The organism is Pseudomonas sp. GNP012 (assembly GCF_054343835.1).
Genome location: NZ_JBTGUU010000001.1, coordinates 3602771 through 3621738 on the forward strand (window position 1 = coordinate 3602771; position 18968 = coordinate 3621738).

General features: G+C 60.3%; 16 protein-coding genes and 4 tRNA genes. 6 read left to right on the top strand and 14 right to left on the bottom strand.

Annotation, left to right across the window (positions count from 1 at the left end; translation table 11 throughout):
- Positions 1-48 precede the first annotated feature (48 nt).
- The 5 genes from ACXX83_RS16135 to bamJ form a co-directional block, all read right to left on the bottom strand.
- On the bottom strand, positions 49-456 hold the full coding sequence (locus ACXX83_RS16135; RefSeq protein WP_217835922.1) for a sel1 repeat family protein: 408 nt from the start codon (positions 454-456) through the stop codon (positions 49-51).
- Positions 457-828, bottom strand: coding sequence for a hypothetical protein (locus ACXX83_RS16140; RefSeq protein ID WP_003223109.1), 372 nt, complete (start codon positions 826-828; stop codon positions 457-459).
- The gene (locus ACXX83_RS16145) at positions 825-1166 is read right to left on the bottom strand and encodes a helix-turn-helix domain-containing protein (protein WP_015096140.1); all 342 of its coding nucleotides are present in this window, start codon (positions 1164-1166) and stop codon (positions 825-827) included. The genes ACXX83_RS16140 and ACXX83_RS16145 overlap by 4 nt, the downstream gene beginning before the upstream one ends.
- A gap of 114 nt (positions 1167-1280) precedes the next feature.
- The gene (locus tag ACXX83_RS16150; RefSeq protein WP_217835923.1) at positions 1281-1736 is read right to left on the bottom strand and encodes a YkvA family protein; all 456 of its coding nucleotides are present in this window, start codon (positions 1734-1736) and stop codon (positions 1281-1283) included.
- 292 nt (positions 1737-2028) lie between these two features.
- Positions 2029-2745: a BamJ family beta-barrel-assembly machinery protein gene (gene bamJ / locus ACXX83_RS16155; protein ID WP_015096142.1), complete on the bottom strand. Its 717-nt coding sequence runs from the start codon at positions 2743-2745 to the stop codon at positions 2029-2031.
- Positions 2746-3012: 267 nt separating this feature from the next.
- Between bamJ and ACXX83_RS16160 the strand changes: the two genes are divergently transcribed.
- A complete protein-coding gene (locus ACXX83_RS16160; RefSeq protein WP_217835924.1) occupies positions 3013-4815 on the top strand; it encodes a di-heme-cytochrome C peroxidase in 1803 nt (600 codons plus the stop codon).
- 28 nt (positions 4816-4843) lie between these two features.
- On the top strand, positions 4844-5980 hold the full coding sequence (locus tag ACXX83_RS16165) for a catalase family protein (RefSeq protein ID WP_458549077.1): 1137 nt from the start codon (positions 4844-4846) through the stop codon (positions 5978-5980).
- A 128-nt stretch (positions 5981-6108) separates the two neighbouring features.
- Here ACXX83_RS16165 and ACXX83_RS16170 read toward each other — a convergent pair.
- The 4 genes from ACXX83_RS16170 to ACXX83_RS16185 all read right to left on the bottom strand — a co-directional run bounded on the left by ACXX83_RS16170 (position 6109) and on the right by ACXX83_RS16185 (position 6651).
- Positions 6109-6185 (bottom strand) — tRNA-Asp (locus ACXX83_RS16170).
- A gap of 19 nt (positions 6186-6204) precedes the next feature.
- Positions 6205-6280 (bottom strand) — tRNA-Val (locus ACXX83_RS16175).
- Between the two features lie 199 nt (positions 6281-6479).
- Positions 6480-6556: transfer RNA gene (locus tag ACXX83_RS16180), tRNA-Asp, on the bottom strand.
- A gap of 19 nt (positions 6557-6575) precedes the next feature.
- A tRNA-Val gene (locus ACXX83_RS16185) sits at positions 6576-6651 on the bottom strand.
- A 159-nt stretch (positions 6652-6810) separates the two neighbouring features.
- Here ACXX83_RS16185 and rdgC point away from each other — a divergent pair.
- From rdgC to sugE, 3 genes are all read left to right on the top strand, one after another.
- Positions 6811-7731, top strand: a complete 921-nt coding sequence (rdgC, locus tag ACXX83_RS16190) for a recombination-associated protein RdgC (RefSeq protein ID WP_007969735.1) — start codon at positions 6811-6813, stop codon at positions 7729-7731.
- Positions 7732-7878: 147 nt separating this feature from the next.
- Positions 7879-8844, top strand: coding sequence for a bile acid:sodium symporter family protein (locus ACXX83_RS16195; protein WP_126046634.1), 966 nt, complete (start codon positions 7879-7881; stop codon positions 8842-8844).
- A gap of 118 nt (positions 8845-8962) precedes the next feature.
- Positions 8963-9277, top strand: a complete 315-nt coding sequence (gene sugE / locus ACXX83_RS16200) for a quaternary ammonium compound efflux SMR transporter SugE (RefSeq protein WP_007977599.1) — start codon at positions 8963-8965, stop codon at positions 9275-9277.
- A 110-nt stretch (positions 9278-9387) separates the two neighbouring features.
- Here the strand turns inward: sugE and ACXX83_RS16205 are convergent, their stop codons facing one another.
- The 3 genes from ACXX83_RS16205 to ACXX83_RS16215 all read right to left on the bottom strand — a co-directional run bounded on the left by ACXX83_RS16205 (position 9388) and on the right by ACXX83_RS16215 (position 12927).
- Entirely contained in the window at positions 9388-11262 is a 1875-nt protein-coding gene (locus ACXX83_RS16205; RefSeq protein ID WP_458549078.1) for an MFS transporter, read from the bottom strand.
- A gap of 96 nt (positions 11263-11358) precedes the next feature.
- On the bottom strand, positions 11359-12510 hold the full coding sequence (locus tag ACXX83_RS16210; protein WP_015096147.1) for a TDT family transporter: 1152 nt from the start codon (positions 12508-12510) through the stop codon (positions 11359-11361).
- A gap of 105 nt (positions 12511-12615) precedes the next feature.
- Positions 12616-12927 (bottom strand): cupin domain-containing protein, encoded by a 312-nt coding sequence (locus ACXX83_RS16215; protein WP_126046640.1) that lies wholly within the window; start codon positions 12925-12927, stop codon positions 12616-12618.
- 207 nt (positions 12928-13134) lie between these two features.
- On the opposite strand from ACXX83_RS16215, the gene ACXX83_RS16220 reads away from it, so the two are divergent.
- Entirely contained in the window at positions 13135-16605 is a 3471-nt protein-coding gene (locus tag ACXX83_RS16220; protein ID WP_458549079.1) for a hybrid sensor histidine kinase/response regulator, read from the top strand.
- A gap of 147 nt (positions 16606-16752) precedes the next feature.
- Here ACXX83_RS16220 and ACXX83_RS16225 read toward each other — a convergent pair whose 3' ends face one another.
- Complete coding sequence (locus tag ACXX83_RS16225; RefSeq protein WP_217838453.1) at positions 16753-18117, bottom strand: DNA recombination protein RmuC; 1365 nt, start codon at positions 18115-18117, stop codon at positions 16753-16755.
- Between the two features lie 175 nt (positions 18118-18292).
- Entirely contained in the window at positions 18293-18616 is a 324-nt protein-coding gene (locus ACXX83_RS16230) for an SEL1-like repeat protein (RefSeq protein WP_367617146.1), read from the bottom strand.
- Positions 18617-18968: the final 352 nt, after the last annotated feature.

Consider the following 18968-nt stretch of genomic DNA (forward strand, 5'->3'; position numbering starts at 1 on the left):
AACTTGAATTGATCCTCGACTACCCCCTTCATCCCCGCCAGCCCAGGGTTATAGCTCAGACTCGCGAGACGCCAGCTCTTGCAACTTGATCGGCGCCAACGGATGCCCGGCCTTCGCCGCGATCTCCCAAAACCGAGCCGCTTCAAGCGGATCCGGCGCCTTGCTCGCCGTCCCGGCCAGACTGATCACGCCCACTTGATACGCCGCCTTGCCATCGCCCGCCAATGCCGCCAGGCGCAACAAACGTAGGCCCTCTTCACGAGCGCCGAGGCCGACACCGCGAAACGTCAGGATGTGCCCATAGAAGCTCTGGGCGCCGACGTCGCCCAGGTTGGCCATGCGTGCAAACTGGCCTTCGAGCCAGCGCCAGCCCTGCGGCTGGCGAACAAACCACGACCAGTGAAACAACCGGCGCGCGAGCCAGTACCCGGCTCGCGCCTTGAGTTGCAAAAACATTCAGGCCTCGGCCGATTCCGGGTATTCGTACTCGAACACCCGCACCACTTCCGAAGCGTGCCAGGACGCGGCGGCAACGCCGTCCGACGGCCCGGAAAAACGCCCGAGACGCTCGACACACTCAAAGAATCCGGTGCGCGGCAAACGGCTGGCGCCCTGGCTGATCACCAGTGAACTGCGCAGTGGCTGCTCCGCCTTGGCGTCCAGAGCCGCCAGATGCTCAAGGGCCGCCGTCAGGGTCTGCATGGCCGGGGTCGGCAACTGCAAACGCTCCAGCAATGCCCGATACGTCAACAGATGGCGCTGGCGCCGCGCCTGATCCAGTTCGCCCAGCAATCCGTCCCAGTGTTGACGGCTGATGCGTACACTCACGATTCATCCCTCCATCCTGGCACCGTCAATTCCCAAGCCAGGCTGCGGCGAATCGCGGCGTCGGGCAGACGCTCGCCACTTTCGATCATGGCCAGGTAAGACGGGCTGATGCCTACCGTGCGGGCCAGCGCCTCGATGGCGATGCCCTTCCCCTCGCGCAAACTGCGTAGTTGATCCAGACCCGGAAGAATCGCGTCTGGTGTCGCCGCCTGAGGCTTCGTGGCTTGAGGCGACGCTTGCTCCTTGATGCCCGCTGCGTTCAATAACGCCTGATACTGAGCCCATGGCAGAACCGCATACTCGGGCTCGCCTTCGCGTGTAATTATCTGAATATCCATCACTACCCCGTAGGACAACAACACTTAGCGAGTCGGCACTTTTCCCTAGAAGTGTAATCCTAACAGCGGCCAAGGTCGCGGGGGGCATCAATCTATGAAGTCGTCGAAATCGACTCAGCGTTTTCTCGGGCCTTGCAGTTGAAGTTGCTCGGGGGTATCGGGTAGACGCTCAACCACCGCGAGCTTCTCCGGGACCTGCCGTTTGCGCCAGGCGCGGAAGGCATTGAGCTCGTCGTCGAGCACTTTCATCAACCACGCCAGGACTGCGATGTCGTCGAACATGCCGAACAGCGGAATGAAGTCCGGGACCGCATCCAACGGGCTGAGGAAGTACATCAGGCCCGCGACAACCGAAACCAGCGCCTTGGGGCTGATGGCGCGATACTCGCCACGCCAGTAGGCCAGGCAGAGTGCCTGCAACAGCTTCAGGTCGTCCTTGATCTTGCCTAGTCGATTGCCCTGGCTTACGCCTTTACTGGCGACCGCGAACAACAGGGTCGGCAATCGACCGCGTGCCAGCAGACGTCCGGCCAGTGGCAGGAAACGAGCGAAACTCCAGGGTGCTTTCATCATTCCTCCCGTTGAAATGTTATCCACACAAATTGTGGATAACCTTGTGAACAGAGCTGCTTTTCATCGCTGCAAGCCCCGTTTTACAAGGCCTGCGTTCAGATCGGGCGTTTTTTACTCATCAAAAAAAACCCATAATTTCATTGACTTGGCGGCCTTGTGCGTCTACTGCCGACACTACTATGCCTAAGACTCCAGCCTAGAGCGTCTGTTCGTTTTGTTTACCCCTGCCGAACGCCAGATGCAACAACGCCCCGCATGAGCGAGGCGTTGTTATCGAAGCAGACGCTGCTTACTTGGCAGCGGCGTCTTCTTTTGCCGGGTCCTTGATGGCCATCAGTTCCAGGTCGAACACCAGCACCGAGTTGGCCGGAATCGCCGGGCTCGGGCTCTGGGCGCCGTAAGCCAGGTCAGCAGGGATGTACAGCTTGTACTTCTCGCCAACGTGCATCAGCTGCAGGCCTTCGACCCAACCCGGAATCACACCGCTGACCGGCAGATCGATCGGGCTGCCGCGCTCGACGGAGCTGTCGAATACGGTGCCGTTGGTCAGCTTGCCGGTGTAGTGAACAGTCACTACGTCAGTCGGCTTTGGCTGAGGGCCATCGGCTTTCTGCACGACTTCGTACTGCAAGCCCGAAGCAGTGGTTGTCACGCCGGCTTTCTTGCCGTTTTCCTCGAGGAATTTCTTGCCGGCAGCGGCCGACTCTTCGCTCATCTTGGCCATGCGTTCTTCGGCACGTTTTTGCAGTGCGGCGAACGCCTCGACCAGTTCTTCGTCCTTGAGCTTCTGCTCTTTCTTGCCGACGGCGTCTTCGATGCCCTGGGCTACAGCCTTGGAATCCAGGTCATCCATGCCTTCCTGAGCCAGGCTCTTGCCCATGTTCAGGCCAATGCCGTAGGAAGCTTTTTGCGCCGGAGTTTTCAGCTCTACGCTGGTCTGCGAATCACAACCCGCGAGTACCAGGCCAACCAGGGCCACCGCCGCCGCCAACCGATGCTGTTTCATGCTATTTCCTTGTTCATGCGCCTAAAGGGCAATCGAGTAAAGCCGCGAGCTTATCAGGCCGCCACGACCAATGGCTACCGGCATGAGAGCCGGAATCAATTGATAAGTTCAGGTGTTTAAACGCTTTTCATAATTGGAGTGATGAAGCTTCTTTCATCTTGCTCCGACAGAGGCTGATTGCTGAACCTGCAATCTGGCGTAATGGCCTCTTGCCGCACCTTGGGCGCTCGGGCATAACAGCATGATAATTCGACAAGGATGTTTATCTTGCGCCTCTTCCTACGCTTGCTGGTTCTCATCGCAGTCCTGCTCGGGCTGGCCCTGGCCGTGGTTCTCTATTACGTCGCCAACCCGAAATTGCCGGCCTGGTCGCCTGCCCAACAGGTGCATTACCTGGAGCAATGGAGCGCCGTCGACCGAGAGACTTATTACTTCACACCCCAGGGCACCCAGGTCAAAGGCTTGCGCTATGACTGGTTCACCGCCCTCGAACTGCCCTTCTCGCAGCAACGCTTCGCCGCCCCCGAGTACCTCGCGCGCTTCGGTTTTCTGGTGGACCCCGGCCAGAAACCGACACCGAACAACCCCGGCAACCTCCCCGCAGGCTTTACCCGGCATCAGAATGCCGGCAGCCCGGATGTGTTTCTGGATATCACCTGTGCGGCCTGCCACACCGGTGAACTGCGCTTCAAGGGGCAAGCCGTGCGTATAGACGGTGGTTCGGCGCAGCATGTCCTGCCGTCCAGTGTTCCTACGCTCAAAGGAGGCAGTTTCGGACAAGCCCTGGTCGCCAGCCTGGTCTCGACCTACTACAACCCGTGGAAATTCGAACGTTTCGCACGCAACGTACTGGGCCAGGACTACGAGACGCACCACAAGCAACTGCGCAAAGAATTCAAGGCTTCACTCGATACATTCCTCAAAGTGGCCTGGAACGACACCCATCGCGGGCTCTATCCAACCGAGGAAGGCCCGGGCCGCACCGATGCCTTCGGGCGCATTGCCAACGCCAGCTTCGGTGACGCGATTTCCCCCGACAACTATCGCGTGGCCAACGCTCCGGTCGATTATCCGCAACTGTGGGACATGTGGACGTTCGAATGGGTGCAGTGGAACGGCTCGGCGAAACAACCGATGGCCCGCAACATCGGCGAGGCGTTGGGCGTCGGTGCCACGCTGAACTTCTTCGACCAGAACGGCCAGCCGCTGATGGGCGATGCCCGCTATCCCTCCAGTGTCCGTGTGCGCGACCTGCACCTGATCGAAGAAACCCTGCAACGACTCTCGCCTCCGGCCTGGCCGGAAGACCTGCTGGGCGCGATCGACAAACCGCTGGCCGCCAAGGGACGTACCCTGTTCGCGGAAAACTGCGCGGGCTGTCATGTACCGCGAACCACCCAGGGCGAGGGACGATACGTTCAGCACCTGAAAATGCTCCCGGTGGATGCCATCGGCACAGACCCGGGTGCGGCCAACAACATCGCCGACCATCGCTTTGACCTGACGGCGCTGCAATGGAAGCAGGCGGAACTGGAAAAACTTGATGTAGAGCCAAAACCCGACGAGCCACTGGACCTGAGCAAGATGTCCGTGGCCTCGGGGCTGGCCTATGTCACTGCATTTGTCCGCAACCGTGCCTATCAGGACGCCAATGTCCCCCCCGCCGAGCACCCGGAAATGGACGGTTTCGGCCTGCCAATCGGCGTACGCGAATTGCGTTCGTACAAGGCCAGACCGTTGGCGGGTGTATGGGCGACAGCGCCGTTTCTGCACAACGGCTCGGTACCGAGCCTTTATCAATTGCTGTCGCCTCAGGATGAGCGAGCAACCACGTTCTACAAAGGCACTTTCGAATATGACCCGAGACACCTGGGTTACCGCACCGAAGCCTTTACCAATGGTTTTCTGTTCGACACGCGAATCACCGGCAACCACAACAGTGGTCATGAATTCCGTGCCGGCAAACTCGGCAATGGCGTGATCGGCCGCTGGTTGCAGCCGCAGGAGCGTTGGGCACTGCTGGAGTATCTGAAAGTGCTGGGCGGCCCGCTGGAAGCGCAATTGCCATGACCATGAACTCGGCCAAAAGGACGCTCTCATGCTGATTACACTCTGGCTGCGCCTGGGCGCCTTCCTCGGCAAGCTGTTGCTGTGGCTGCTGGTTCTCGGCGTGTTTGGCTGGGCATTGGCCACCGCCTGGTTTGCCTGGCAGCAGCGCGGACCGGTCTCGGCGCAAGAGTCGATTGCGGACGGTGAAGCCGCAATGACCCAGGATATCATCCAGACCGCCGTGCGCGTCGTCGATCAGCACCGCGAAAGCACCCGCTACCTGCGCGATGCCCACGCCAAGGCCCACGGTTGCGTCAAAGCCGAAGTCCAGGTGTTACCGGAACTGGCCAGCGAATTGCGCCAGGGGGTGTTCAGCGAGCCGGGCAAAATCTGGCAAGCGACGATGCGCCTGTCCAATGGCAATGCCTACCCGCAGTTCGACAGCATCCGCGATGCCCGGGGCATGGCGATCAAGCTGTTCGATGTTCCGGGCAAACAACTATTGAGCGATCAGCCGGGGCGAAGCGAACAGGACTTTGTGATGTTCAGCCATCCGAACTTCTTTGTAAGTGACGTGGCCGAATACCGTCAGAACGTCGCTGCCCAGGCCGAGGGTAAAAAAATGATGGCGTTCTTTCCGGGGTGGGATCCGCGTTCGTGGCAGGTTCGCCACCTGTTTATTGCCCTGGCGACGTTGTCCCCTGCTCCATCGAGCCCAACCCGGACAACGTACTTTTCGGTTTCACCCTACAAATTCGGTGAGGCCAATGCGAAGTTCCGGGTCATGCCCGATCCGGGCAGTTACCCGGCCTACAACCTGCCGGAACAAAACCGCAAGTTGCCGAACTTCCTGCGCAATGCGCTCAATCAACAGTTGTCGACCGACCGGGTACCCGCGTGTTTCGTCTTGCAAATCCAGCGACAGGACGCCAACAAGTACATGCCGATTGAAGACACCAGCATTGAATGGCGCGAAAGCGATGCGCCCTTCGAGACGGTGGCGCAGATCAAGGTGCCGGCGCAGGACTTCGATACACCGGCGCTGAACCTGCAATGCGACAACCAGTCATTCAATCCCTGGTTCGGTATCGAGGCACACCGCCCCATCGGCGGAATCAATCGCCTGCGCAAAGCCGTCTATGAAGCTGTCAGCGACTACCGGCACAGCCGCAACGCCGAGCAATAACCGCGCAGACACAAAAAAAGCGATCCTGGGATCGCTTTGAAGACCGGCCAAATGCCAGACAGCAAAAAGCCCGCACAAGGCGGGCTTTCTGTGGTGACCTGGCGTTCAGTGTTCCAGGTTACCGAATATGGCGCAGCGGACGGGACTCGAACCCGCGACCCCCGGCGTGACAGGCCGGTATTCTAACCGACTGAACTACCGCTGCGCGAAACGCTTGAAACTAATGGTGGGTGATGACGGGATCGAACCGCCGACATTCTGCTTGTAAGGCAGACGCTCTCCCAGCTGAGCTAATCACCCTTCGCTTCGTTACGGGACGCATTATGCCACAAGTTTTCGTAAAGTGTTGATTTAATTGAAGTTTTTTTTCAAATAAATCCGAAAACCAATAAAACGACACATCCCGCGGGTACAACGTACAAACTTGAGGCAGAAAAAAACCCGCTATAGCGGGTTTTTCCGTGGTGACCTGGCGTTCAGTGTTCCAGGTTACCGAATATGGCGCAGCGGACGGGACTCGAACCCGCGACCCCCGGCGTGACAGGCCGGTATTCTAACCGACTGAACTACCGCTGCGCTAAACACATGAAACGAATGGTGGGTGATGACGGGATCGAACCGCCGACATTCTGCTTGTAAGGCAGACGCTCTCCCAGCTGAGCTAATCACCCTTCGCTTCGGTGTGGCGCGCATTCTACGGAGCGACCCAACCTCTGGCAAGCACTTTTTTAAATAATTTTCTCAGGCCTTCCAAAGGCTTAGAGAAAGGTTGGCCTATGGCACGGCGAAGACAATAATGCCCCCCTTTGTATAAAGGAGAGACTCACCCCATGTGGTTCAAAAACCTGCTTATCTATCGCCTGACCCAAGATCTGCCTGTTGATGCCGAGGCGTTGGAAACTGCACTGGCCACCAAACTGGCGCGCCCATGTGCAAGCCAGGAGTTGACCACCTACGGTTTCGTCGCGCCGTTCGGCAAAGGCGAAGATGCGCCACTGGTGCACGTCAGCGGTGACTTCCTGCTGGTTTCCGCGCGCAAGGAAGAACGTATTTTGCCGGGCAGCGTCGTGCGTGACGCGGTCAAGGAAAAGGTCGAAGAGATCGAAGCCGAGCAAATGCGCAAGGTCTATAAGAAGGAACGCGATCAGATCAAGGATGAAATCATCCAGGCCTTCCTGCCCCGCGCCTTTATCCGCCGCTCGTCGACCTTCGCCGCCATCGCGCCGAAACAGGGCCTGATCCTGGTCAACTCGGCCAGCCCGAAACGCGCCGAAGACTTGCTGTCGACCTTGCGTGAAGTGATCGGCACCCTGCCGGTGCGTCCGCTGACCGTGAAAATGTCGCCGACCGCGACCATGACCGAGTGGGTCACCACGCAGAAAGCCGCCGACGATTTCTTTGTGCTGGACGAGTGCGAACTGCGCGACACCCACGAAGACGGCGGCATTGTGCGTTGCAAGCGCCAGGACCTGACCAGCGAAGAAATCCAGCTGCACCTGAGCACCGGCAAAGTGGTCACTCAACTGTCCCTGGCCTGGCAGGACAAGCTGTCGTTCGTCCTCGACGACAAGATGGTGGTCAAGCGCCTGAAGTTCGAAGACCTGCTGCAAGACCAGGCGGAACAGGACGGCGGCGACGAAGCCCTGGGCCAACTGGACGCCAGCTTCACCCTGATGATGCTGACCTTCGGCGACTTCCTGCCGGCGCTGGTTGAAGCGTTGGGTGGAGAAGAGACGCCTCAGGGTATCTAAAGCCTTGTGATCTCAAACTGTGGGAGCGGGCTTGCTCGCGAAAGCGGAGTATCAGTCAGAACTTATGTCGACTGACACTCCGCTTTCGCGAGCAAGCCCGCTCCCACATTTGGTTTTGTGGTGCTACTCAATAAAAAGGATATGGCCATGCGCGCACTGGCTGCATTGAGTCGTTTTGTCGGCAACACCTTCGCTTACTGGGTACTGATTTTCGCTGTCGTGGCGTTCCTGCAGCCGGCATGGTTCCTCGGTCTCAAAGGCGCCATCGTGCCGCTGCTGGGGCTGGTGATGTTCGGCATGGGCCTGACCCTCAAGCTCGAAGACTTCGCCGAAGTCGCCCGCCATCCCTGGCGCGTGGCCCTGGGCGTGGTTGCCCATTTCGTGATCATGCCGGGTGTGGCGTGGTTGCTCTGCCAGGCGTTCCACTTGCCGCCGGAAATCGCCGTCGGTGTGATTCTGGTCGGCTGCTGCCCAAGCGGCACCTCGTCGAACGTGATGACCTGGCTGGCCCGTGGCGACCTGGCGCTGTCGGTGGCCATCGCCGCCGTCACCACCCTCCTCGCCCCCCTGCTGACGCCGGCGCTGATCTGGTTGCTGGCCTCGGCATGGTTGCCGGTGTCGTTCATGGAGTTGTTCTGGTCGATCCTGCAAGTGGTGCTGTTGCCTATCGTGCTGGGCGTGGTTGCCCAACGGGTGCTCGGCGACAAGGTTCGCCACGCTGTGGACGTATTGCCGCTGGTGTCGGTGGTCAGCATAGTGATCATTGTCACGGCAGTGGTGGCCGCCAGCCAGGCGAAGATTGCCGAGTCGGGCCTGTTGATCATGGTCGTGGTCATGCTGCACAACAGCTTTGGCTACCTCCTGGGTTACTTCACAGGGCGCCTGTTCAAGTTGCCTCTGGCCCAGCGCAAGTCCCTGGCCCTGGAAGTCGGCATGCAGAACTCCGGCTTGGGAGCCGCGTTGGCCAGTGCACACTTCTCGCCGCTGGCGGCAGTGCCCAGCGCATTGTTCAGTGTCTGGCACAACATTTCCGGGGCATTGCTCTCGACGTACTTCCGTCGCATGAGTGAGAAACAGGATCGGGAAATAACGGCGCAACGGGTCAGCGACTGACTGGAAAACTTGATCCCTGGGTTAATGCTGGGCACTATATTGCGCAACGCGAGGACGACCTCGCGGCTCGATCGAGTCATTAATCAGGGGACGACCCCGTCAGACGATGGAGGTCTTCATGTCCTGGATCATTCTGTTTTTCGCCGGCCTTTTCGAAGTGGGCTGGGCCGTCGGCCTCAAGTACACCGACGGTTTCACCCGCCCGCTCCCCACCGTATTGACCGTTGCGGCCATGGCTATCAGCCTTGGCTTGCTCGGCCTTGCAATGAAGGAATTGCCGCTGGGCACAGCCTATGCGATCTGGACCGGTGTCGGCGCCGTTGGCACAGTGATCGCCGGGATCATTCTGTTTGGCGAGTCGATGGCGCTGGTGAGGTTGGCGAGTGTGGCGTTGATCATTAGCGGGCTCGTTGGGCTTAAGGTCAGCGCTTAGGCCACTACCGCTTTCGCGAGCAAGCCCGCTCCCACAATTGATCGCATTCCAATGTGGGAGCGGCGGTGCGACGATTCGACTTGCTCGCGAAGAGGCCGAACTGTCACCGACTATCTGACTGCCCCGCGCAACTCACCCACCAACGCCTGCAACTTCACCGGCTCCGCCACCTCAACCGCTACCGCCGGCCCGGCCACCAACGTCACCCGCGACCACAACCGGCGAAACAGCCCTTTATTCGGATCGCGACTGAAGAAACTCCCCCACAACCCCTGCAAGGCCAACGGAATCACCGGCACCGGTGTCTCCTCGAGAATCCGCGTCAGCCCGCCCTTGAACTCGTTGATCTCACCATCGGCGGTCAATTTACCCTCGGGGAAGATGCACACCAGCTCACCGTCCTTCAGATACCGGGCAATGCGCGTGAAGGCTTGTTCATATATCTGGATGTCTTCCTGGCGGCCGGCAATAGGAATCGTCCCCGCGGTACGGAAGATGAAGTTCAGTACCGGCAGGTTGTAGATCTTGTAATACATCACAAAGCGAATCGGCCGACGTACCGCGCCGCCAATCAGCAAGGCGTCGACGAACGACACGTGGTTGCACACCAGCAGCGCTGCGCCTTCGTCGGGGATCAGGTCCAGATTGCGGTGCTCCACGCGATACATGGAATGGCTGAGCAGCCAGATCATGAAACGCATGGTGAACTCCGGGACAATCCTGAAGATGTAGGCGTTGACCCCGATGTTCAGCAACGACACGACCAGGAACAACTGCGGGATCGACAGCTTGGCCACGCTCAACAGGACGATCGAGACAATCGCCGACACCACCATGAACAGCGCGTTGAGGATGTTGTTGGCGGCAATCACCCGCGCCCGCTCGTTCTCCGCCGTGCGCGACTGGATCAGCGCGTACAGCGGGACAATGTAGAAACCGCCGAAGACGCCCAGGCCCAGGATGTCGAGCAACACCAGCCAGGTGTGGCCGAAACCGAGGATGTCGATCCAGCCATGGCCGGCGGCGCTGTCCGGAATTCCACCGGAATGCCACCACAGCAGCAGACCGAAGACGGTCAGGCCGAACGATCCGAACGGCACCAGGCCAATCTCGACTTTGCGCCCGGAAAGCTTCTCGCACAGCATCGAACCCAATGCGATGCCGACCGAGAACACCGTCAGAATCAGCGTCACCACGGTTTCGTCGCCGTGCATCCATTCCTTGGCATAGGCCGGGATCTGCGTCAGATAGATCGCCCCGACAAACCAGAACCATGAGTTGCCGACAATCGAGCGTGACACCGCCGGTGTTTGCCCCAGGCCCAGTTTCAATGTGGCCCAGGACTGGCTGAAGATGTTCCAGTTCAGGCGCATTTGCGGTGTGGCGGCCGCCGCCCGGGGAATGCTGCGGCTGGCCAGGTAGCCGAGCACGGCAATGCCGATGATCGCCGTGGACACCACCGGTGCGTAATGCGCTGAAGACATCATGATTCCGGCGCCAATGGTGCCGGCGAGGATCGCCAGGAAGGTGCCCATTTCCACCAGGCCGTTGCCGCCGACCAGTTCTTCCTCACGCAGGGCCTGCGGCAGGATCGAGTACTTCACCGGCCCGAACAGCGCCGAATGGGTGCCCATGGCGAACAGCGCCAGCAGCATCAACGACAGGTGATCGAACAGAAAACCGACGGCGCCGACCGCCATGATGGCAATTTCCCCAAGCTTGATCAGGCGGATCAACGCATCCTTGGCGAACTTTTCCCCGAATTGCCCGGCCAGGGCCGAGAACAGGAAAAACGGCAGGATAAACAGCAGCGCACACAGGTTGACCCAGACAGAGCGGTCACCCTCGATGGTCAGCTTGTACAAAATCGCCAGGATCAACGACTGCTTGAACACATTGTCGTTGAATGCCCCAAGGGACTGGGTAATGAAGAACGGCAGGAAGCGCCGGGTACGCAACAAGGTGAACTGTGAGGGGTGACTCATCTTCCATGTGTCCCTGATTATGTAGAGAGTGGCCTGGATACTGTAATTGGAGTATCGAAACTCGATCCAGGCCACACCTTACCTAATCTTTGCCGGTTATTTCTTCAATCCGGCAATGCATGGCGAGACAAACAGTTCACCACGCCAGGCGCCCAGCACCGTGCGCTTGCCGACGATCAGCCACATCACCGCCAACAACGCCACCAGCACACAGCCAGACACACTGAAAAAGGTCAGGTTCAAGGTACTGGCCAGCTTCAACGTCGCCAGAGAATAGACGCCCAACGGGAAGGTGAAGCCCCACCAGCCCAGATTGAAGGGAATGCCGGCCCGCAGGTAGCGCACAGTGATCAGCAACGCCATCAGCATCCACCACAGGCCCAAGCCCCACAGGGTGATGCCGGCCACCAGGCCCAATCCCGCAGCAATCTCACCGACGCCCGGCAAACCGTTGGCCGCGAAAATCAGCGGTGCATCGCCGCCCAGTACCAGCATGCCCAACGCGCCGGTGCCGATCGGGCCAAGGGCCAACCAGCTCGAGGCGGCCATGTTTTCATGGGGCAATTTATGCAGGGCCATGCGCAGCAACAGAATGGTCAGGATGCTGAAGGCCACAGGCAAGGAAAATGCCCAGAGCACGTAGCTGGTCACCAGCACCACCAGTTGTGAGTGAGCGTCGGCCAAATGCGGCGCCAACAGGCCACCACTGGCGGCCGCCACTTCTGCAGCGACCACCGGCAACAACCAGACGGCGGTCATCTGGTCGATGCTGTGCTCCTGACGCGTGAACATCATGTAGGGAATCAGCACACCGCAGGCCAGCGACATCGCCACATCCAGCCACCACAGCACCTCGGCGAGGTGAATCACACCGTCGCCCCAGCGCGGCAGGCCGAACACCAGGAAGCCGTTGATGATGGTCGCCAGGCCCATCGGGATGGTGCCGAAAAACATCGAGACCGTGGAATGGCCGAAGATCCGTCGTGCTTCGTCGAAAAACAGCAGCCAACGCGCGGCGTACAGCGCTGTAAACAGCAGGAACAACGCGATGTTGAACAGCCACAGGGCTTCGGCAAAGGCGCGCAAGGCGGGCATGGCGACCGGCAATTGCGCCAGTGCCAACGCCAGTACGCCGGTACCCATGGTGGCCGCGAACCAGTTGGGGGTGAACTGGCGGATCACTTCGCGCGGATGCTGCAAGTGACTGAAAGGTTTGATTCCGGGCTTGATGCTATTGGCGCATGTCATGGCGAACTCCTGTCCTCTTGTGAGGTGGAGCCCATGTTAGATCCGAATAGAATATCTATATAACGGGTAATATCTCTATATCTTATCGATATTACTTATATATGGTCAGACACTCCCCTCCGATTCGACCACCAATATCCGAGCCGGCCCTACCGGATGCGCCACATGCTCAGTACCGACCGAGGCATGAAAAATGTCACCGACTTCCAGCAACGCTTCCCGCTCCACCCCCTCTTCGCGATAACGCATCCGCACCTGGCCATCGAGCACCACGAACACTTCCTCGCCGTCGTTGACGTGCCATTTGTAGGGTTGATCGGTCCAATGCAGCCGCGTGGTGATGCCGTTCATGCTGGCGATGTCCAGCGCGGCCCAGGCACGCTCGCCAGTGAACGATTTGCTGCGGATGATCTTCATGGTCCGATCCTTCGAGTGAGCTCAGAGGAGGCCAAGGCTAACCCGGATCCAAGCGCTGGTGGAATGTGGCAAGGCCAGTCCAGACACTGAAAATCAACCTGCGACACCCCGCCACGCCGCGACCTTGGTCGACACTGACTAACGCTGGCGGTCGTGCGAGACTGTCTGTCCGGGCGAGAGGCCCGGGTGTCTTTGTCTGGAGTCCCCATGCCGCTGTCCACCGGGCTGATTGCCGTCGTCGCCCTGGCCTATATGGCCATCATGTTCGCCATCGCCTTCTATGGCGACCGTCGCAGCGCGCCCTTGCCGCCGCGTGTGCGTGCCTGGGTGTACAGCCTGTCGCTGGCGGTCTATTGCACCAGCTGGACGTTCTTCGGCGCCGTGGGCCAGGCCGCCGAACAGCTCTGGTCGTTCCTGCCGATCTACCTCGGGCCGATCCTGTTGCTCGTCGGCGCGCCGTGGGTCCTGCAGAAAATGGTGATGATCAGCAAACAGGAGAACATCACCTCGATCGCCGACTTCATCGCCGCGCGCTATGGCAAATCCCAGTCGCTGGCGGTGGTGGTGGCACTGATTTGCCTGGTCGGCGTGCTGCCCTATATCGCGTTGCAGCTCAAAGGCATTGTGCTCGGCGTGAACCTGCTGATCGGTGCTGGCGCCGATGCCATGGGCACCCGGGCCCAGGACACGGCGCTGATCGTGTCGCTGGTGCTGGCGCTGTTCACCATCGTCTTCGGTACCCGCAACCTCGACGCCACGGAGCACCACCGGGGCATGGTGCTGGCCATTGCCTTCGAATCACTGGTCAAGCTGTTCGCGTTTCTTGCCGTCGGCGCGTTCGTGACCTACGGCCTGTACGACGGTTTCGACGACCTGTTCGACCAGGCCATGCTGGCGCCGCGTCTCGAACAGTACTGGAAGGAAACCATCAACTGGCCGTCGATGGTGGTGCAGACCGGTGTGGCGATGATGGCGATCATTTGCTTGCCGCGGCAGTTCCACGTGACCGTTGTCGAGAACATCGATCCCCAGGATCTGCGCCTGGCCAAGTGGGTATTCCCGGCCTACCTCGCCCTTGCTGCATTGTTTGTCGTGCCGATCGCCCTGGCCGGCCAGATGCTGCTGCCCAGCTCGGTGTTGCCGGACTCGTTCGTCATCAGCCTGCCCCTGGCGCAGGCGCATCCGGCGCTGGCCCTGCTGGCGTTTATCGGTGGCGCATCGGCGGCCACCGGCATGGTGATCGTGGCCAGCGTGGCGCTGTCGACCATGGTATCCAATGACATGCTGTTGCCCTGGCTGCTGCGTCGCAACAACGCCGAGCGCCCGTTCGAAGTGTTCCGCCAGTGGATGTTGTCGGTGCGCCGCGTCAGCATCGTGGTCATTCTGTTGCTGGCCTACGTCAGTTACCGCCTGCTGGGCTCGACCGCCAGCCTGGCGACCATCGGCCAGATCGCCTTCGCTGCCGTGACCCAACTGGCCCCTGCCATGCTCGGTGCGCTGTACTGGAAACAGGCCAACCGCCGCGGCGTTTTCGCCGGCCTCGCCGCAGGCACCTTCCTGTGGTTCTACACCCTGATCCTGCCGATTGCCGCCCTCAGCCTCGGCCTTTCCTTGAGCACATTCCCGGGGCTGGCCTGGTTGCACAGCAATCCACTGAACCTGCCGATCACCCCGCTGACCCAAGGCGTGGTGCTGTCGCTGGCAGGCAACTTCACGCTGTTCGCCTGGGTCTCGGTATTGTCGCGTACCCGGGTTTCCGAGCACTGGCAAGCAGGCCGCTTCATCGGCCAGGAAATCAGTGCCCGCCCCAGCGCACGCTCGATGCTGGCGGTGCAGATCAACGACCTGCTGCAACTGGCGGCGCGCTTCGTCGGCGAAGAACGCGCCCGTCAAAGCTTCATCCGCTTTGCCTATCGCCAGGGCAAAGGCTTCAACCCGAACCAGAACGCCGACGGTGAATGGATCGCCCACACTGAGCGCCTGCTGGCCGGTGTGCTGGGCGCTTCTTCGACCCGCGCGGTGGTAAAAGCCGCCATTGAAGGCCGGGAGATGCAACTGGAAGACGTCGTGCGCATCGCCGACGAAGCCTCTGAGGTGCTGCAATTCAACCGCGCCTTGCTGCAAGGCGCCATCGAAAACATCACCCAGGGCATCAGCGTGGTCGACCAGTCGCTGAAACTGGTGGCCTGGAACCGTCGCTACCTGGAGTTGTTCAACTACCCGGACGGCTTGATCAGTGTCGGTCGGCCGATCGCCGACATCATTCGCCACAATGCCGAGCGCGGCCTGTGCGGCCCTGGCGAAGCCGAAGTTCACGTCGCACGTCGCCTGCACTGGATGCGCCAGGGCCGCGCGCATACCTCCGAGCGCCTGTTCCCCAACGGCCGGGTCATCGAGTTGATCGGCAACCCGATGCCGGGCGGTGGCTTCGTCATGAGTTTCACCGACATCACCGCATTCCGCGAAGCCGAGCAGGCGCTGACCGAAGCCAACGAAGGCCTGGAGCAACGGGTCACCGAACGGACCCACGAACTGTCGCAGCTCAACGTCGCCCTGACCGAAGCCAAGGGCACCGCCGAGGCGGCCAACCAGTCCAAGACCCGTTTCCTCGCGGCCGTCAGCCATGACTTGATGCAACCGTTGAATGCGGCACGCCTGTTCTCCGCCGCGCTCTCCCATCAGCACGATGGACTCTCCGGCGAAGCGCAGAAACTGGTCGGACACCTGGACAGCTCGCTGCGCTCGGCCGAGGACCTGATCAGCGACCTGTTGGACATTTCCCGCCTGGAGAACGGCAAGATCAACCCGAATCGCCAGCCGTTCGCGCTCAACGAACTGTTCGACACCCTCGGTGCAGAGTTCAAGGTGCTGGCGCAGGAACAAGACCTGGAGTTCCGCGTTCGTGGCAGCACGCTGCGAGTCGACAGCGACATCAAACTGCTGCGGCGAATTTTGCAGAACTTCCTGACCAATGCGTTTCGCTACGGCAAAGGGCCGGTACTACTGGGCGTTCGCCGGCACAAGGAAACATTGAGCCTGGAAGTCTGGGACCGCGGGCCGGGTATTCCGGAAGATAAACAACAGGTGATTTTCGAAGAGTTCAAGCGCCTCGACAGCCACCAGACACGGGCCGAAAAAGGCCTCGGCCTGGGGCTGGCGATTGCCGACGGGCTATGTCGCGTGCTCGGTCATACCTTGCGCGTGCGCTCCTGGCCGGGACGTGGCAGCGTGTTCAGCGTCAGCGTGCCGCTGGCCCGGGCGCAAACCGCAGCGCCGGTCAAAGTCGCCGAGCTCAATGGCAAATTGCTCAATGGCGCGCAGGTGCTGTGCATCGATAACGAGGACAGCATCCTGATCGGCATGAACAGCTTGCTCAGCCGCTGGGGATGCCAGGTCTGGACCGCACGCAATCGCGAGGAGTGCGCAACGCTGCTGGGCGAAGGCATGCGCCCGCAATTGGCGCTGGTGGATTACCACCTCGATCATGGCGAAACCGGAACCGATCTGATGGCCTGGTTGCGCACGCAAATGGGCGAGCCGGTTCCTGGTGTGGTGATCAGCGCCGATGGCCGGCCGGAGACGGTCGACAAGGTCCATGCAGCAGGGCTGGATTACCTGGCCAAACCGGTGAAACCGGCGGCGTTGCGGGCGTTGTTGAGTCGGTATTTGCCGTTGTAGCCCGGGCTGACTCAAAACCCTGTGGCGAGGGGGCTTGCCCCCGTTCGGCTGCGTAGCAGTCGTCAGACAATCCAAATGGTATGGGGGCCGCTGCGCGGCCCAACGGGGGCAAGCCCCCTCGCCACAGGGTCCACGCTCGACCTAGGGCTACTCCGGCAACTCGACCAACCCATCGACATCGGTCATCGCCCGCTCCAGCAAATCCGCCGGCAGGCTCTTGCTCGCCCGTGCCCCCAGAAGCTTGAGTTGTTCACTGCGACTGACCAGGTTGCCACGCCCCTCTGTCAGCTTGTTGCGTGCCGAACTGTAAGCCTTGTCCAGTTGCTGCAGGCGATTGCCGACCTCGTCCAGATCCTGAATGAACAGCACGAACTTGTCGTACAGCCACCCGGCCCGCTCGGCGATTTCCCGGGCGTTCTGGCTCTGGCGCTCCTGTTTCCACAGGCTGTCGATGACACGCAGGGTCGCCAACAACGTGGTGGGGCTGACGATCACGATGTTGCGGTCGAATGCCTCCTGAAACAGCGTCGGCTCAGCCTGCAACGCAGCAGAAAACGCCGCCTCGATCGGCACGAAGAGCAGCACGAAATCCAGGCTGTGCAAGCCATCGAGGCGCTTGTAATCCTTGCCGGCCAGGCCTTTGACGTGATTGCGCAATGAAAGCACGTGCTGCTTGATGGCGATCTGGCCGATGGCCTCGTCCTCAGCCGCCACGTATTGCTGATAGGCCGTCAGGCTGACCTTGGAGTCGACCACCACCTGCTTGTCGCCCGGCAGGTAAATGATCACGTCCGGCTGGAAGCGTTCACCGTCCGGTCCCTTGAGATTGACCTGAGTCTGGTACTCGCGGCCCTTCTCCAGCCCGGCATGCTCGAGCACGCGCTCAAGGATCAGTTCGCCCCAATTGCCTTGGGTCTTCTGCCCTTTCAAGGCGCGGGTCAGGTTGGTGGCTTCGTCGCTCAAGCGCAAATTCAGCTGTTGCAGGCGCTCCAGTTCCTTGGCCAGGGAGAAACGCTCACGAGCTTCGTTCTGATAGCTTTCCTCGACGCGCTTTTCGAAGGACTGGATGCGCTCCTTGAGCGGATCGAGCAACTGTCCCAGGCGCTGCTGGCTGGTTTCGGCAAAACGCTGCTCGCGCTCATCGAAAATCTTCCCCGCCAGCTCGGCAAACTGCGCGCGCAATTCGTCCCGCGAACCTTGCAGGTCGTCAAGGCGTTGCTGATGGCTGTCCTGTTGCTCGCGCAATTCGGCGTTGAGCGACGCGGCCTGGGCATCCAGACGGCGCAGTTCGGCTTCCTTGCCAGCGCGTTCGATATTCCACGCATGGGCGGCGTCCCGGGCGTCGTCGCGCTCAATCTGCAGCAGTTCGACTTCACGACGCAGTGCAGCCAGATCAGCCTGCTTGGCGGAGTTGGCTTGGGTCAGATCAGCGATTTCATCGCGGCTGGACTCGAGTTGTGCATTCAAGCCGTCCTGTGCCAGTTGCGCCATGGCCAGGCGCTCCTGCAGCAGTGCAACGTCTGCCTGCGTGGTGCTGGCCCGCCGCTGAAGTTGCCAGGCCAATACCAGCAACGGCAACCCTGCCGCTGCCAGACCCAGCAATACGCTGGTCAAGTCCATTGCCATAGCCACTCCTGCCATTCGGGTAAAGCCTGAAGGTTAACCAAGGCGTCCGGTCTTGGACAGCTCAGTCTTCGATCAGCCCCAGTTCCTGTTGAGCGCGGCGATCGCCTGCGCGGGCGGCCTGACGCAACAGGTCCTGACCGATACGGCGGTCCCGGGCATTCCCGCATTCGCGGCACATCAACTGGCCAAGGCGACTTTGCGCAGCCACCACGCCCTCACGGGCCGGTTGCTTGAGCAGACGTCCGGCAATGTGTTTGACGCCAGGGTTTTCGCCCAGGTGCGGACTGTCCAACAGCCACTCTGCCACGCGCATGGAAAAGCGCTTGGTAGGGGCAACAGAGGGTGGTGTGGAGGTAGAGGAAACAGGGGCTGAGCGAAACTTCATAAAGCACTGTGGGGCAGATCGGAAGGCGCGCAACTTTACTCTCTTTTTCTTACAGGTAAAGCTGAAAATGTCCCGGCACGCCCGTCCTAGAGCAAGCGCTCGGGACAATCCACAGAAGCTGTGGATAACTCAGTGGACAACCGTCCTTGAACCCGCTCAAAGCCCTGTGGAATGGGGTTCGCAGTCAAACTGACGATTTTTTCACCAGTAAAAAAAGGCGATGTTTTTCATTGACTTAAATTTTGGTTACAGGCAGCGATTGCGCTTGAACGTGAGATGACAGCGGGGTGACAGACTCTGCAACTAATGTGCACAAGTGCCTTTGCGACGGTTATATCAATGCACTTTTTCG